10 protein-coding genes and 1 pseudogene are annotated in these 14,777 nt (G+C 64.6%); 5 read left to right on the top strand and 6 right to left on the bottom strand.

Going from position 1 to position 14,777, the window contains the following annotated elements; all coding sequences use genetic code 11:
- Both BM190_RS34990 and BM190_RS34985 read right to left on the bottom strand, forming a co-directional pair.
- Positions 1–350, bottom strand: a pseudogene (locus BM190_RS34990) (Fe-S cluster assembly protein SufB); the annotation flags it as partial.
- Positions 351–475: 125 nt separating this feature from the next.
- Complete coding sequence (locus BM190_RS34985; RefSeq protein WP_092262064.1) at positions 476–1,615, bottom strand: cysteine desulfurase family protein; 1,140 nt, start codon at positions 1,613–1,615, stop codon at positions 476–478.
- Between the two features lie 351 nt (positions 1,616–1,966).
- On the opposite strand from BM190_RS34985, the gene BM190_RS34980 reads away from it, so the two are divergent.
- The gene (locus BM190_RS34980; RefSeq protein ID WP_014495555.1) at positions 1,967–2,614 is read left to right on the top strand and encodes an alpha/beta hydrolase; all 648 of its coding nucleotides are present in this window, start codon (positions 1,967–1,969) and stop codon (positions 2,612–2,614) included.
- Positions 2,615–2,724: 110 nt separating this feature from the next.
- Here the strand turns inward: BM190_RS34980 and BM190_RS34975 are convergent, their stop codons facing one another.
- The 3 genes from BM190_RS34975 to BM190_RS34965 form a co-directional block, all read right to left on the bottom strand.
- Entirely contained in the window at positions 2,725–3,048 is a 324-nt protein-coding gene (locus tag BM190_RS34975) for a DMT family transporter (protein WP_018323029.1), read from the bottom strand.
- A 9-nt stretch (positions 3,049–3,057) separates the two neighbouring features.
- A complete protein-coding gene (locus tag BM190_RS34970) occupies positions 3,058–3,735 on the bottom strand; it encodes a glutathione S-transferase family protein (protein WP_092262063.1) in 678 nt (225 codons plus the stop codon).
- A gap of 334 nt (positions 3,736–4,069) precedes the next feature.
- A complete protein-coding gene (locus tag BM190_RS34965) occupies positions 4,070–5,173 on the bottom strand; it encodes an anhydro-N-acetylmuramic acid kinase (RefSeq protein WP_092262062.1) in 1,104 nt (367 codons plus the stop codon).
- A 165-nt stretch (positions 5,174–5,338) separates the two neighbouring features.
- Here BM190_RS34965 and tyrS point away from each other — a divergent pair, with 165 nt between their 5' ends.
- The 4 genes from tyrS to BM190_RS34945 all read left to right on the top strand — a co-directional run bounded on the left by tyrS (position 5,339) and on the right by BM190_RS34945 (position 10,613).
- Entirely contained in the window at positions 5,339–6,592 is a 1,254-nt protein-coding gene (gene tyrS, locus BM190_RS34960) for a tyrosine--tRNA ligase (protein ID WP_092262061.1), read from the top strand.
- A 57-nt stretch (positions 6,593–6,649) separates the two neighbouring features.
- Positions 6,650–7,897, top strand: a complete 1,248-nt coding sequence (locus BM190_RS34955) for an MFS transporter (RefSeq protein WP_018323025.1) — start codon at positions 6,650–6,652, stop codon at positions 7,895–7,897.
- Between the two features lie 220 nt (positions 7,898–8,117).
- Positions 8,118–8,555, top strand: a complete 438-nt coding sequence (locus tag BM190_RS34950; RefSeq protein WP_092262060.1) for a DoxX family protein — start codon at positions 8,118–8,120, stop codon at positions 8,553–8,555.
- 363 nt (positions 8,556–8,918) lie between these two features.
- Entirely contained in the window at positions 8,919–10,613 is a 1,695-nt protein-coding gene (locus BM190_RS34945; protein WP_092262059.1) for a methyl-accepting chemotaxis protein, read from the top strand.
- Between the two features lie 191 nt (positions 10,614–10,804).
- On the opposite strand, the gene BM190_RS34940 is transcribed toward BM190_RS34945, so the two are convergent.
- Positions 10,805–14,614 (bottom strand): YhdP family protein, encoded by a 3,810-nt coding sequence (locus BM190_RS34940; protein ID WP_177237479.1) that lies wholly within the window; start codon positions 14,612–14,614, stop codon positions 10,805–10,807.
- Positions 14,615–14,777: the final 163 nt, after the last annotated feature.

Below are 14,777 nucleotides of genomic sequence, written 5' to 3'. Positions count from 1 at the left end.
ATGCCGAGCTTCTCGTAGGTCTTCAGGATCTCCGGATCGATCTCGTCCAGCGAGGTGACCGTCTTCTTCGGCTTCGGCGCCGCGTAGTAATAGAGGTCCTGGAAGTCGATCTTGGGATAGTCGACGCGCGCCCAGGTCGGCTCGGTCATGGTCAGCCAGCGCCGATAGGCCTCGAGCCGCCACTGGAGCATCCAGTCGGGTTCGTTCTTCTTCTGCGAGATGAATTTTACGATCTCTTCCGAAAGCCCCTTGGGGGCCTTCTCGGAGTCGATCAGGGTCTCAAACCCATAACGATACTGGTCGACGTCGATGCGCTTCACGCGCTCGACCGTCTCTTGTACGGCTGGCATTCCATCCTCCGCTCGCGGTTTCAAGGACCGCGGTGGATCAAACTCGAACGATTATTACGGTGTCTATTACGATGTTTTTTGGCGGAAAGCACGCGCTTAGAACCGTTCAAGCCGTGTTTCATCGCTTAGCTCTTAAGTAGGGTATTACCGAGCTTTCGCCAAGCCTCTAACGCCCTATTGATGTCTTCGAGTTCCGTGGACCAGCCCAGACTGAGGCGCACCGCTCCCTGGGCCACGGCGGGATCGTACCCCATCGCCGACAGCACGTGGGACGGCTGGACCTTACCCGAGGAACAGGCCGAACCTGAGGAGACTGCGATGCCTTCGAGGTCGAAGCCGATCACGGCGGTTTCAGCCTTGAGGCCGGGCGCGGTGAAAAGGACGGTATTTGGCAACCGCGTCACCTCGTTCGAGAAGATCGTTGCGCCGTCGATTGCTCGGATGCCGTTTTCCAAGCGAATTCTGAGGGTTGCCATCTGTTCCGCATCTTCGGAAAGAGTTTGAAGCGCGGCCTTCACCGCTGCGCCAAAGCCGGCGATTCCCGCAACATTCTCGGTTCCCGCGCGTCGGTTCAGCTCTTGGCCGCCTCCCCGCAACAACGGCTCCAGTCCCGTCAGTCCCTCCGCCACGACCAGAGCGCCGACGCCCTTGGGGCCGCCGACCTTATGCGCAGAAAAAGTCGCAAGATCCGCGCCGATAGCGTTGATTTCAAATGGAATTTTTCCAAGCGCCTGGATTGCATCGACGTGCAGGAGGCCGCCGGCCTCGTGGACGATCCGGGCGATCTCGGCGACCGGCTGGAGCGCGCCGGTTTCGTTGTTCGCGGCCATGACGGAAACCAGTGCCGGAGCGCCGTCACCGAGCAGACTCGTGAGATGGTCGAGGTCAACCACACCGGAACGCGTCACCGGGATCGGGCTGACCCTCTCCGCCGGGAACCGGCCACCGGCCAGCACCGAAGCGTGCTCCACGGCCGAGACCAGCAGCCGCTCGACCGGGCCGCCGGATGACCGCCGCAGGCCAGGCGACAGCGCCAGCGCGTTGGCTTCCGTGCCTGCGGAGGTGAAGACGACGTTCCGCGGCAGCGCCCCTACCGCCACCGCGAGCGCGGCGCGGGCCTCCTCGACCAGCCGTCGCGCCTCCCGCCCCTCGGCATGGACTGAGGACGGGTTGCCGACCAGGTCCCAGGCGGCGAGCATCGCGCGTCGCGCTTCGGCGCGTAGCGGTGTGGTCGCATTCCAGTCGAGATAAACGCGGTTCCGCATCTAGTATTATATTACCTTGCTTGGGAAACTTGGCCCGTGGGGGCCCCTCCAGCTCGACATGGCGCCCCGACATGCGCTTGGCAACGGGCGATTCCAGATCCGCGACAGCCGATGACGCGACCATGACACGCTAACGCCTTGAGCCCATTGGGTGATGTTCAAGATGCTTGCTTTTTGACCCTCTGCCTATGTTAGAACCCGCACCGTCAAGTCACCGCACGCCTTCAGCGCATCACCGCAAGGCGCGCCTTCTCACCCTTCATTCGCGCTTCCGTCGGCACCTGCCGATGAGGCCACAATCGGTTGATTGCCGAGGATCGTCTCTCCAGCAAGTCAATCAAGAGATCATCGATGCCTGAAGTTATTTTCACTGGCCCTGCCGGCCGTCTCGAAGGCCGCTATCACCCGGCCAAGCAGAAGAACGCGCCGATCGCGATGATCCTGCATCCGCATCCGCAGTTTCACGGCACGATGAATCATCAGATCGTGTACCAGTGCTATTATGCGTTCGCGCATCGTGGCTTCTCGGTGCTGCGCTTCAATTTCCGCGGCGTCGGCCGCAGCCAGGGCTCGTTCGACCACGGCACCGGCGAATTGTCGGACGCCGCCGCAGCCCTCGACTGGGCGCAGACCATCAATCCCGAAGCGCGCGCTTGCTGGGTCGCCGGCTTCTCCTTCGGCGCCTGGATCGGCATGCAGCTTCTGATGCGCCGCCCCGAGGTCGAGGGCTTCATCTCGATCGCGCCGCCGGCCAACCTCTACGACTTCTCGTTCCTTGCGCCCTGCCCGTCGTCGGGCCTGATCGTGCATGGCGAGAAGGACGCGGTGGTGCCGCCGAAGGACGTCAACACGCTGGTCGAGAAGCTGAAGACGCAGAAGGGCATCGTGATCGACCAGCAGGTCATCCCCGGCGCCAACCATTTCTTCGACGCCAAGCTCGAGCCGCTGATGGAAACCATCACCGCCTATCTCGACATGCGGCTCGCGAACGTGCGCTGAGACCTTGTAGCCCGGATGGAGCGAAGCGAAATCCGGGAAAATCCATCCGCGGATACACGGCCCCGGATTGCGCTCCGCTCCATCCGGGCTACGAAGCCAAGGCTCGCAGCTCAAGCCAGCTTGAGCGCGGCGATCCCCGTCAAGACGAGCGCGATGCCGGCAAGCTTCATCGCGCTCAAGGTCTCGCCGAACAGCACCACGCCCATGACGAAGGTTCCGGCAGCCCCAATGCCGGTCCACACCGAATAGGCAACGCCAACCTCGAGCACCTTCAAGGCGCGCCCGAGCAGGAAGACGAAGGCCGCGAGCAACACCAGCGAAGCGATGCTCCAGCCCACCCGCGTGTAGCCTTCCGCGTACTTCATCGAGATCGCCCAGCCGACATCGAGCGCGCCGGCGATCACCAGCATCAGCCAGGCCATGGATTGTGACATCGGCTCGCCTCAGGCGGCGAGCTTGAGCAGATGGGCGTCGTGCCGCACCAGGAAAGCCCGCAGCAATTGCGGATAGTCGGCGCCGACCGCGGTGCGTACGCTCGGACGCTTCGCCAGCTCCGCACGCCACGCCCGCACCTTCGGAAGATCGCTGAAGATGCCGAGCTCGGTCAGTTCGTCGAACACATCGAAATAGCGGAAGACGGGTGCGAACACCGCATCGACCAGGCTGAACGCATCGCCTGCGAAATACGGGCCCGCGCCAAGCGCTGCCTCGACGCGCGCGAATTTCGCAGCGAGCGCCTGGCGCTTGGTTTCGAAGGTCGCCGGATCCGTCGTCGTCTCCAGTCCCCAGAGGTCGCCGAGGATCGCCGAGCCGAACTCCATCCAGGCGCGATGCTCGGCACGCTTCAGCGCATCCGCCGGATGCAGCTCGAGGCCTGTTTGCGTCTCCTCGATGTATTCACAGATCACGTTGCTCTCGAACAGCGCGACCTCGCCCTTGTCGGTCGTCACAACCAGCACCGGCACCTTGCCGAGCGGCGAGAGCTTTAAGAACCAGTCCGGCTTGTTGGCGAGATCGATATCGACCCGCTCGAACGGAACGCCCTTCTCCGTCAGCGCGATCACGGCGCGCTGCACGTAGGGACAAAGCTTGTGGCTGATCAGTTTCAGTGAAGCGGTCATGGCGCGATCCCGGCGGTTCGATGCAACTGCATCCAATATAAATGCACTTGCATGCACACGTCAAGATCAATGCAACTGCATTGAACTGGCGTTACGGCCGAACCGGGAGTAGGTTGATCGCCATTCCGATCGCGATAAAGGCGACGCAGGCCGCGGCCAGCAGGATACGGAGACGAAACAGCCTTGGGGCCCTGCGGTGCAGCCAGCTAGACGGCAGTGATTGAACCGATAAGCCGCGGCGTACTGGATTCCCCGCCTTCGCGGGGAATGACTGCGTCCCTTGGAATTGCTTCCGCTGTCGCTCGCGATGACGGCGCGCGAACAACGGCCGCGCTCAGGGCCGCGCGATCACCCCGCCCGTCATCGGCATCGGCACGCCCGTGGTGGTCGGATAGGACAATGGCAGGCCCTTCAGCCCGCGCGCCGCGAGGAAGCCGAAGGCCTGGGCTTCGATGGCGTCGGAGGCCCAGCCGAGCGTCTCGGCGGCCTCGACTGTCGCCGATCCCACCCGCTCCCGCAGCATGCGGAGCATGGTGAGGTTGCGGGCGCCGCCGCCGCAGACGATCCAGCTGCGCGGCCGACGCGGGAGCAACGGGATGATGCGGGTGATCGCCGTCGCGGTGAAGGCGGTCAGGGTCGCCGCACCGTCGGCCGGCGCCACGTCGCCGAGCCTCAAGGCGGCAAAATCGTTGCGATCGAGCGATTTCGGCGGAGGCAGCGCAAAGAACGGCAGCTCCAGCGCGCGAGCGATCCAGGCCTCATCGACCTTCCCGAGGGCTGCGAACTTTCCTTCCGCATCGAACGCCTGGTTCATGGTGCGGTACATGAAATCGTCCAGCAGCGCGTTGCCGGGGCCGGTGTCGCAGGCGATCAGCGTATCGTTGCCGTCGATATAGGTGATGTTGGAGACGCCGCCGATATTGACCACGACGATCGGCCCCTCGCGATCCAGCGAGTTGGCGAGCGCGCGGTGGTAGACTGGTACGAAGGGCGCTCCCTGCCCGCCGGCCTCGACGTCGGCGGCGCGGAAATCATGCATCACTGGGATATGGATCGCCTTCGCCAGCGCCGCGGCGTCACCGATCTGCACCGTCAGGCGCCGCTCGGGGCGGTGCAGCACGGTCTGGCCGTGGAAGCCGACGATGTCGACATCCTCGGGCTTCATGCGGTTCTGGGCGAAGAAGTTGGCAACCGCCTCGGCGTGGGCCCGTGTTACCGCGCGCTCGGCCTCGGCCAGGATGCCTGGCCGGGCGTCACGTTGCGCCAGGTGCACAGCCTCGGAGAGGGCCTGACGCAGCAGATTGCGCTCCGCAGGGCTATAGGCCCGGTAGCCGGACGGCCCAAATGCCTTCACCTGTTTTCCATCGGTTTCGATCAGCGCGACATCCACCCCGTCCAGCGAGGTGCCGCTCATCAAACCGAGTGCCGTCAACATCATGGATCAGCGTCCTCAAGAGACCCCCTCCGGCATGCCGATCTTGTGCCAGAGGGACACATCTTATAATGCCACAGCGCCAAGTGGCGGGCAGCAATCGGGTTCCCACGGAAGACCCTTAAATTGCTCCCGAAACAGTAAACCAAGAATTGTTGGGCATGCCGACAGATGACTGCATTTAAATCGGATTTCCTCAATATCCTGCAGGAACGTGGTTTCATCCACCAATGCTCCGATTTCGAGGGGCTGGACGCGCTCGCCGCCAAGGGCGAGGCGACCGCCTATGTCGGCTACGATTGCACCGCCCGCTCGCTGCATATCGGCAATTATCTGACCATGATGATGCTGCACTGGTTGCAGCAGTCCGGCAACAAGCCGATCACGCTGATGGGCGGCGGCACCACCATGGTGGGCGATCCCTCCGGCAAGGACGAGACGCGCGCGATGCGCACCATTGCCGAGATCGAGGCCAACAAGGAATCGATCCGCGGCGTGTTCGCGAAAGTGCTGCGCTACGGCAGCGGCGCAAGCGACGCCGTCATGCTCGACAATGCGGAGTGGCTGACCAAGCTGAACTGGATCGAGATGCTGCGCGACGTCGGCCGGCACTTCTCGGTCAACCGCATGCTGACGATGGACTCCGTCCGGCTGCGCCTCGAGCGCGAGCAGGAGATGAGCTTCATTGAGTTCAACTACATGGTCTGCCAGGCCTACGACTTCGTCGAGCTTGCCAAGCGCACCGGCTGCAAATTGCAGATGGGCGGCTCGGACCAGTGGGGCAACATCATCATGGGCGTCGATCTCGGCCGCCGCATGGGCACGCACCAGCTGTTCGCGCTGACGACGCCGCTGCTGACGACCGCATCGGGCGCCAAGATGGGCAAGACCGCGCAAGGCGCAGTCTGGCTCAACGCCGACGCGTTCTCGCCCTATGATTTCTGGCAGTACTGGCGCAACACCGAGGATGCCGACGTCGGCAAATTCCTGAAGCTGTTCACGACGCTGCCGATGGCTGAGATCAGGAAGCTCGAAGCGCTCGGCGGCTCGGAGATCAACGAGGCCAAGAAGGTGCTCGCCACTGAAGCGACCGCGCTGCTGCACGGCCGCGAGGCCGCGAACGAGGCGGCGGAGACCGCGCGCCGCACCTTCGAGGAAGGCGCGCTGGCCGAAACCCTGCCGACGGTGGAAATTCCGCGGGGCGAGATCGACGCCGGATTCGGCGTGCTCAACGCCTTCGTCAAGGCGGGCCTCGTTGCTTCCAACGGCGAAGCCCGGCGCCAGATCAAGGGCGGCGGCCTTCGCGTCAACGACGAGCCGGTCACTGACGAAAAGATGGCACTGTCGACAGACAATCTGACGCCCGAGGGCGTGATCAAGCTCTCCTTCGGCAAGAAGAAGCACGTCCTGCTTAAGCCTGCATAGGCGTATGAGCTTTTCGCTGCTTGTCAGGGCGCACGGATGCGCGCTCCCTGACAGGCAATGGATCAGAACACGCCCAGGGAGAACGTCGCGAGCGATCAGCGGGACGCTGTTCGCACCGCGCTCGTCGTGCTCGCGCTGTGCTTCACGCTGGCCGTGCTCGGCCGCGGGCTCGGCGACAGCTTTACGGTGTTCCTGAAACCGATTTCGGAAAGTTTTGGCTGGGACCGCGCGCAGATCGTCTCGGTCTATTCACTGACCTGGCTCGCGAGCGGTCTCACTGCGCCCTTCGTCGGACGCCTGTTCGACCATTCCGGACCACGCATCGTCTATGCGCTCGGGCTGTTGCTGCTGGGCGCGGCGTTCCTGGTCGCAGCCCACGCGCAACATCTCTGGCAGTTCCAACTCTCGATCGGCCTCTGCGTCGGCATCGGCGTTGCCTTCATCGGCATCGTGCCGAACTCGATCCTGCTCGGCCGCTGGTTCGGACCCCGCCTGCCGACTGCAATGTCGGTGGTGTATTCGGCGATGGGCGGCGGCGTGCTGGCGCTGCTGCCGGCCTCGCAGCTCCTGATCGATCACGTCGGCTGGCGCGACACCTACCAGCTGTTCGGCTTTACGGCACTCGGCCTGTTGCTCCCGCTGATGCTGCTGCCGTGGCGGCTGTTCGCTGCGGGCTCGCCGCATGTCGTGAAGAGGACCGATCCTGATTTCGTCGACAATGGCTGGACCCTCCTTCGTGCCATGCGCCATCACGCCTTCTGGGCGCTGTTCTGGACCTTCTTCTTCACTGCCGTCGGCATGTACTCAATTGCCGCGCAGATCGTGGCCTATCTGATCGACGCCGGCTTTCCGCCGCTGCAGGCTGCGACCGCCTGGGGTTTCTCCGGCGTCGTGCTTGTGTTCGGCATGCTCGGCGTGTCCGCGCTCGACGGCCTGATCGGGCGCCGGCCGTCGGTGCTGCTGAGCTACGCGATCTCGATCCTCGGCATCGTCCTGCTGTGGCTGTTGCAGTATTCTCCGAACATCCTGCTGCTCACCGGTTTCGTCGTCTGCTTCGGCAGCATGATGGGCTCGCGCGGCCCGCTGATCAGCGCCACGGCGATGAGGATTTTCCAGGGCAAGCGGGTCGGCACCATCTACGGCACCATCTCGATCGGCAGTGGACTCGGCTCGGCGTTCGGCTCCTGGAGCGGCGGCCTGATCCATGACGCGACCCACGGGTATAACGCGCTGCTTGCTTTCGCACTTGCGAGCGTGGTGCTCGGGATGATCCCGTTCCTGATCGTGCCCGCCTTGCGGCGGTAAGTTTCCTGGAGGTAACTTGCGCGCATCCGCGTCACCGGCAAATTACGGATGGGTGCGACGGGGAACACGCGCAAAAAGTGCGGTCGTACCGGGCTGAAATCCTGGCCTGCGGTGTTTTGTCCGACATGACGAAAATGTCAGGACGAATCGAGTGTGCACGGCTTGCAGGGCGAAACCGAATGCGGTCCAAGTCGCAGCATTGGATGGAGGGCACAAACCAATGAACTTTCCGTATCTCACTCGCTTTCAACCGGTTCTCTTGAGCCTGTTCCGCTTCGTCACCGGATTGCTGCTGTTCCAGTACGGCATCGCAAAGATCTTCAAGTTTCCGGTGCTCCCCTACTTCGCCAACATCCCGCCGCTGATCTGGACGGCCGGTGCGCTCGAGCTCGTGCTCGGCGCGCTTCTGATGCTCGGCTTGTTCACCCGCCTCACCGCTTTCATTCTCTCGGGCGAAATGGCCTTCGCTTACTTCATGGGCCACATGCTCAAAGGCGAAGCGCCTGTGTTCCTGCCGCTGCTCAATGGCGGCACCGCAGCAATCCTGTTCTGCTTCGCCTGCCTCTACCTCGCGGCCGCCGGCGGCGGTTCGGTCAGCGTCGATGCGCTGCTGGGCAAGGAGAGCGACGCGGCGGGCGACGCCTACGCACGGCGCTGAGGCGCTCGCTAGTTAACCTGAAAGCAAGTCGGCACCGGCGGATCTGCCGGTGCCGACTCAGCGCGCGCCCAGCACGTTCCAGATCAGAACCAGGGCAGCCAAGAGCAGCACGGCCATGACGATGCGGTGAACGAATCGGTTCATTGCCGCTCCGGCCCGGCTCGGTCACCACCAAATTCCGACATCATCTGTCTCGACGACCTGACGCGCCACGCACTGGCACAGCGCGATTCCGCCTGCATGCTTGCGCATCCGGCTGCGGACGCTGCGCGCGCGGCAGCACGTCGCACGCGTCCATTCATGATTGGTAAGAACTTCATGCTACCGACGCGAGCAATAACAACCATTTCTTTCGAGGCCGCGATGAAGCTGATGAGTCATCTCAAGATCCGGACCAAGCTCGCCAGCATGGTCTGTCTTTCAGCTCTCACAGTCACGGCCATCATCGGCGTATCGTCCGTCCTCAGCAAGAGTCGCATGATGGAGGATCGCGTCCAGCAGATGCGGACTGCGGTAGAGCTGCTCTACAACTACGCGCAATCGCTTCAGGAAGAGGTTGCCGCCGGCAAGCTGACGCCGGCCGACGCCAAGGCCCAGTTCCACCAGCGTGGCCGCCGCATGAACTTCAACGGCAACCAGGGCTACCCCGTTGTCTACAACCCCGACACCTCCATCCTGGTGAACGGCGCCAACCAGCAGCTGGAAGGCAAGATCACTGGGGCCAAGGACTCTAACGGCGTCTTGATCGCCGACGCCATCATCAAGGCCGGCGGCGAGACCGCACAGGGCGGAGTGACCTCCTATCTCTACCCCCGCCCCGGCCAGACCGAGCCCGTGCGCAAGACCGTCTTCGCGCGCAAATTCGCGCCCTGGAACGCGACCATCAGCTACGGTCTCTATGTCGACGACATCGACGCCGACGTGCGCGCCCTGACGCTGGAGCTTGCCGCGATCGGCATCGGCCTGATGATGCTGATGGCGACGCTGTCCTGGCTGATCGCCCGCGACGTGCTCGGCGCACTCGACCGCCAGAAGAACCGCATGCAGGAGATTTCGGAGGGCGCCATCGACAAGCCGGTCGAGGAGACCGACCGCGGCGACGAGATCGGCCGCATGGCCGAGACGCTTGAAGTCCTGCGTCAGACCGCGCTGACGGCGCGTAACCTGGAAGCCGAGCAGGTCGCCACCAAGACCCGCAGCGAGCAGGAGAAGCGCGACGCCCTGATCGCCCTCGCCGATCGCTTCGATGCCTCCGTCGGTCAGCTCGTCGGCCTGATGGCCTCCGGCTCCGGCGAGCTCGAGACCACCGCCAAGTCGATGTCATCCACGGCCGAAGGCACCAACCGCCGCGCCGCCGTGGTCGGCACGGCCGCCACCGAGGCGAGCCAGCGCGTCCAGACCGTCGCGGCTGCCGCCGAGGAGCTCTCCTCCTCCATCACCGAGATCAGCCGCCAGGTCGCTCAGTCCGCAGAAGTCACGGGCCGCGCGGTCGACAGCGCGCGCCGCACCGACACCATCGTGCGTGCGCTCTCGGACGGCGCCCAGCAGATCGAGCACGTCGCCGAGCTGATCTCCAGCATTGCCGCGCAGACCAACCTGCTCGCACTCAACGCCACCATCGAGGCCGCGCGCGCCGGTGAAGCCGGCCGCGGCTTTGCCGTCGTCGCTTCCGAGGTGAAGTCGCTGGCGAGCCAGACTGCCGAAGCCACCCGCGAGATCGGCGACAAGATCGCGCAGATTCAGGGCGCGACCAAGGAGGCCGTGGACGCCATCGGCGGCATCACCGCCACCATCGAGGAGGTCAGCCGCATCGCCACCTCGATCGGGGCTGCCATCGAGGAGCAAGGCGCCGCCACCGCCGAGATCGCCCGCAGCGTCTCGCAGACCGCGGAAGCCACCAAGGAAGTCACCACCAATATCGGCGGCGTCTCGACCGCCGCGAACGAGACCGGCAACGCCGCCGGCATGGTGCTCGCCGCCGCCTCGAACCTGTCCAAGCAGGCCGAGCAGCTCTCCGGCGAAGTCGGGACATTCCTCGCCGGCGTGCGCGCCGCCTAACGCGTCACTCCAGAATCAAGACATTTGGCGCGAGAGCGTCGCCACATTCGTCATGGCCGGGCTTGTCCCGGCCATCTACGTTTTTGGCCGCGACGAAGAATGTGGATGCCCGGCCTTCGCCGAGCCGAAGCCGCTCCGGCCGCGCAGGCGGGACAAGCCCGGGCATGACGGGCACTTGGGACTATGGGTGGTTACCGTCGCGTCAGGCTGCAGCCGCTCGAGAGCTGGCGCGTCGAGCCGGTCGAACCGTCGTTCGACTGCGAGGGGAATTCCTCGAACGGCGAGTTCTGCTTGCCGGTGTTGAACTCGAAGATCTTGCGGAACAGGCCGGGGGCCATCGCCGAGATCGGATTGACGCGCATCACGGGCGCGGCCGGCGTGCCGACGACCTCATAGGTCACGCCGATCAGCCCTTCATTGTTGCCGCCGCCGAGGAAGATGCCGAACAACGGGATCTGGCCGAAGATGTTGTTGACGCCATACATCGGCACGAAGGTGCCGCTCATGCAGACCTGGTTGCCGGGATAGTCGATCGAGCCCTCGATGGTGGCGCCGATCATGGGACCCTTGACCACGCCGTCGCGGACCGTCAGCGCACCGTTCTGCCGCGTGAACTCGGCGCGGAGCGCACTGAACGAGACGCCGTTGCCGGTGCCGTTGGGCGCGCCAGCGGCGACGCGTTCGAGCTGCGCCTCGCCCTTCACCGTGAAGTCGCGGACGTTGATGAGGCCCTCGCGCGAGGTGTTCGGCTCGGATGTCGGCGGCTCCATCGCCACCACCATCTGGCCGCCGACCGCCTTGGTGTAGGTGTCGGTGAACCGCAGCAGCGCGCCGGCATCGTTGGTCTGGAGGTAGATCACCTCGCGGTTGCCTTGCGCACGGCCGCCGCGCAGGTCAGCCGCCACCGGCGTGTCCTTGCCGACCTTGCCGCTCAGCGTGAACGCCTTGATGGCACCATTGCGTTTCGACATCTTGGCATCGACACTGCGCATCGCCTCGCCGTTGAAACCGGCGACGGCACCGAGCTTCACGTCGATGTCGAAATCGACGTTCTTCATCTTGTTCTTGTCGTCCTTGGAATTGCCGGAGATCGCCGACTTCAGGAAGCCGCGACCGTCAAACACGTCGCCGCGCATCGTGCCCTTGATGACGCCATCCTGGCTGCGCTCCACCTTCAGCGACGCCTTGTCGCCATCGGACGGCGAATAGGTCGGGAAGTTCGCGTTCATGAGATCGCCGTTCGCGTCGACCTCGAGCGAGCCCTTGATCGAGGCGCCACCGCCTTCGATGACGATGTCTTCCAGACGCGTCGATTGCGCGGTCGGCACGACCTTGAAGCTGGCCTTGCCCGACTTGCCCGGCAGCTTGACCCAGCCGGGCAGGATATTGTCGAGCTTCACCGAGGTCAGGTCGGCCTCGACGCCGAGCTTCGTCGTCTGATCGGGGCCGCCGGCGATCTTGCCCGACAGCTTGATCGGCAACGATCCGCTGACGGCGGGGCTGAGATCGAATCCCAGGCGCGCCCGGCTCGCATCGTCCAGCGTCGCCTGCAACCTGACATCCGCGTCGCCCTCGGCGGGCTTGCGATAGTCGAGCGACGCCGCCTGCCCGTTGATCTTGACGTCGCCCTTGACCTGATAACCCGTGTTGCTCGCGACGATCTTGAGGCTGTTGGCCTCCAGCTTCTGGTTCATCACCAGCTTGTCGGCGGCAAAACCGTTGAGATCGGCGGTGACGGCGTAGGTCGTGTCCGCCTTGGTCAGCTCGCCCTTGACCGGCAGGCCGAGCTGGATGTTCGCCGTGAACGTCCCCTTGCTGGTGTTGGGATCGACGACGGTCGATGACAGATCACTCAGGCGATCATTCGAGAGCATCTCGGCCGCCGCAGGCACGGGTCCGTCGACGCGGAACCTGGTCCGCGACGGCGACGGCTTGGGCGCCATATCCGGCACCTCGAAGACGAAATCGGAAATCGTGACCTTACGGCCGGCGGGCGTATCGGCAATGCCCTGCCCGATGGTCACGGTCGCGGTGCGGCCGGTCACGCGCGCCTTCAGATCGGCATCGTGCACAACGGGCATGCCGTCCACGGGACGGACCGCGACGCCGCTCGCGACGATGTTGACCGAGAGGCCGTCGTCGGGAATCGGCGGGCCCTTGCGCGGAAGGTTCTTCGTCGGCGAATTGACGCCGATCTCGATGCGCTGGAGCGTACCGCGCTCGATCCGCTCGATCACCCATTCGCGCAACTCGGGAACGACCAGCGTCGGCCACATCCGCTTCAGCGCGGAGGCCGACATCGGCGTTCCCGCAAAGCCCAGCGTCAGCCGCGGCTCGCCGGAATAGTCGATCGCACCCGTGCCGGCGACACCGATCTCGCCATTGCTGATGTCGGCCTGCGTCAGCAAGAGGCGCTTGTGGTCGGTGTCGAAGCGGAAGCCGATCGCGATGCGGTTGAAGACGAGCGGCGGCTCGTTGTCGATGCCGCCGAGCAGGATCGAACCGCCGCTGAAGCCGAGCTGCCAGTCATTGATGGTGCCGTTGGGCGGCTCCAGATGAGCCAGAAGCGTCAGGCGGTTCGCGCCCGACAGGACCTTGAACGGTGCCACCAGCACCCGCCGATTGGCGTCCCACTCGACGTTGATCTCGGCCTGGTCGATCGCCATCGGATAGTCCGGCGTGTCGGTGTCGATGATATTGCCGGCGCCGACCGCCATCTTGCCGCGGAAGAAGGTCGGCACGCCATCGCGGCCGAGTTCGCCCTTGAGCTCGCCCGTCAGCGGCAGGTCGGCGGTGTAGGTGAGATCCTTGACCCGCAGTGCCAGGAGGATGTTGGAGGTCGAGACCTTGTCGGCCTTGATGTCGACCGAGCGCACGCCGTTCTCGGCAGGCCCGATCGTGGCGCGCAGCATCCACGGACGCGCGCCCTCTTCGCCCAGGCTGAGCGTGACGCCACCCCGGCTCGGCCGACGCAGGCTGAGCGTGATGTTCTCAAACGACCATTTGCTGCCGCGCTGCTGATCGTCGACGATCAGATTGCCGTTCTTCAGGCCGATCTCGTTGAGATTCTGGCCGTCGAGGCCGGTCATGCTCAGACTGTCGAGCCAGTCGAGGCCCTGAAGGATGCCGCTTTGTGCCGTCGCCTGAGGCGGGCCTTGAGAGGCGGCTTGGGATGGATCCTGGCTCGCGGGCCCCGTGGCGAATGGCGGCGGCGGGACACCGTTGCGCGGGAATGTCGGCGGCAGACCCGCGTCCTTCTTCGAGGCGACGCCGGTTGCCAGCGGCTTTGCGGTATCGCCGGCGGACACGGTGACGGTACCGTCGGGCGCGATGCGGATCGCGAGTTCAGCATCGACCAGATTGAGACTCTCGGCGCGCAGGTGACCCATCAAGAGGCCCGCACCCGATAGCTTCACTTCAGCCTTCGGCGCGCTGGCAACGATGGCGTGATCGCGATCGCGGACGATGATGTCTCGGATGCGGACGGCGATGCGGACCCGGCCGGCGCGCTCGATCTGTGTGCCTCCGATCTCAACCGTGTTGCCGTGACCGATATTGTCTTCGATCGCGGCCGCCAGCCATGGCGTTGCAATGTCGAGATTGATGGGGCCGGCACCGAGCCGCCACCACAGCGCGCCGAAGCAGCCGATGAAGATGACGGCGAGAGTCCCGACGACAAGGACGACGCGCTTTAGCCAGCGATCGGCAGCCAGCCAGCGGCGTAGCGCCCCAAACCCGTCACCGAAGCGATGAAAGCCCGAATTGGAACGCGACAGCAGCCGGCGCGCGCGATGGCCCGCGGCCGCCTCCTGATCCGGATCCCAATCGGCGTCGTCCCATTCCTGCGGCTGTTGCTGAACGCCGCGCCGATCGAAGTCCCGATTGTAATCCTGGGGCGACTTATTCCTTGCCATTGCCTCTCGATACAGGCGCCCGTCATAGGATTGAGCGCCGCCGGGACCGCAGCCGTCCGCGGGAAGCGAAGCTCCCTGCGCCGGCATTGCCGCCATACCTCGAATATTCCTGCTGTTCGTCATTTCGCCCCGGGAGCGCGTTCAACGAGCAGTGGGGTGGTGCGTGGAATTCCTTGTAACCATACTCCGGCGCCGCCAGACTTGCCCAGCCGAGGGCGCGATTCCGGCACACCGGACGAGAGCTGCAATA

The sequence above is a fragment of the Bradyrhizobium sp. Rc3b genome (assembly GCF_900114915.1).
GTDB lineage: Bacteria > Pseudomonadota > Alphaproteobacteria > Rhizobiales > Xanthobacteraceae > Bradyrhizobium.
The sequence above is the reverse complement of the archived record's forward strand: the minus strand, read 5'-3'. Positions and strand labels throughout refer to the sequence as shown.

Bases quoted from the DNA above. Each gene is read 5' to 3' on its own strand.
- BM190_RS34985 (WP_092262064.1), bottom strand. From the start codon at position 1,615: ATGCGGAACCGCGTTTATCTCGACTGGAATGCGACCACACCGCTACGC.
- BM190_RS34980 (WP_014495555.1), top strand. From the start codon at position 1,967: ATGCCTGAAGTTATTTTCACTGGCCCTGCCGGCCGTCTCGAAGGCCGC.
- BM190_RS34975 (WP_018323029.1), bottom strand. From the start codon at position 3,048: ATGTCACAATCCATGGCCTGGCTGATGCTGGTGATCGCCGGCGCGCTC.
- BM190_RS34970 (WP_092262063.1), bottom strand. From the start codon at position 3,735: ATGACCGCTTCACTGAAACTGATCAGCCACAAGCTTTGTCCCTACGTG.
- BM190_RS34965 (WP_092262062.1), bottom strand. From the start codon at position 5,173: ATGATGTTGACGGCACTCGGTTTGATGAGCGGCACCTCGCTGGACGGG.
- tyrS (WP_092262061.1), top strand. From the start codon at position 5,339: ATGACTGCATTTAAATCGGATTTCCTCAATATCCTGCAGGAACGTGGT.
- BM190_RS34955 (WP_018323025.1), top strand. From the start codon at position 6,650: ATGGATCAGAACACGCCCAGGGAGAACGTCGCGAGCGATCAGCGGGAC.
- BM190_RS34950 (WP_092262060.1), top strand. From the start codon at position 8,118: ATGAACTTTCCGTATCTCACTCGCTTTCAACCGGTTCTCTTGAGCCTG.
- BM190_RS34945 (WP_092262059.1), top strand. From the start codon at position 8,919: ATGAAGCTGATGAGTCATCTCAAGATCCGGACCAAGCTCGCCAGCATG.
- BM190_RS34940 (WP_177237479.1), bottom strand. From the start codon at position 14,614: ATGCCGGCGCAGGGAGCTTCGCTTCCCGCGGACGGCTGCGGTCCCGGC.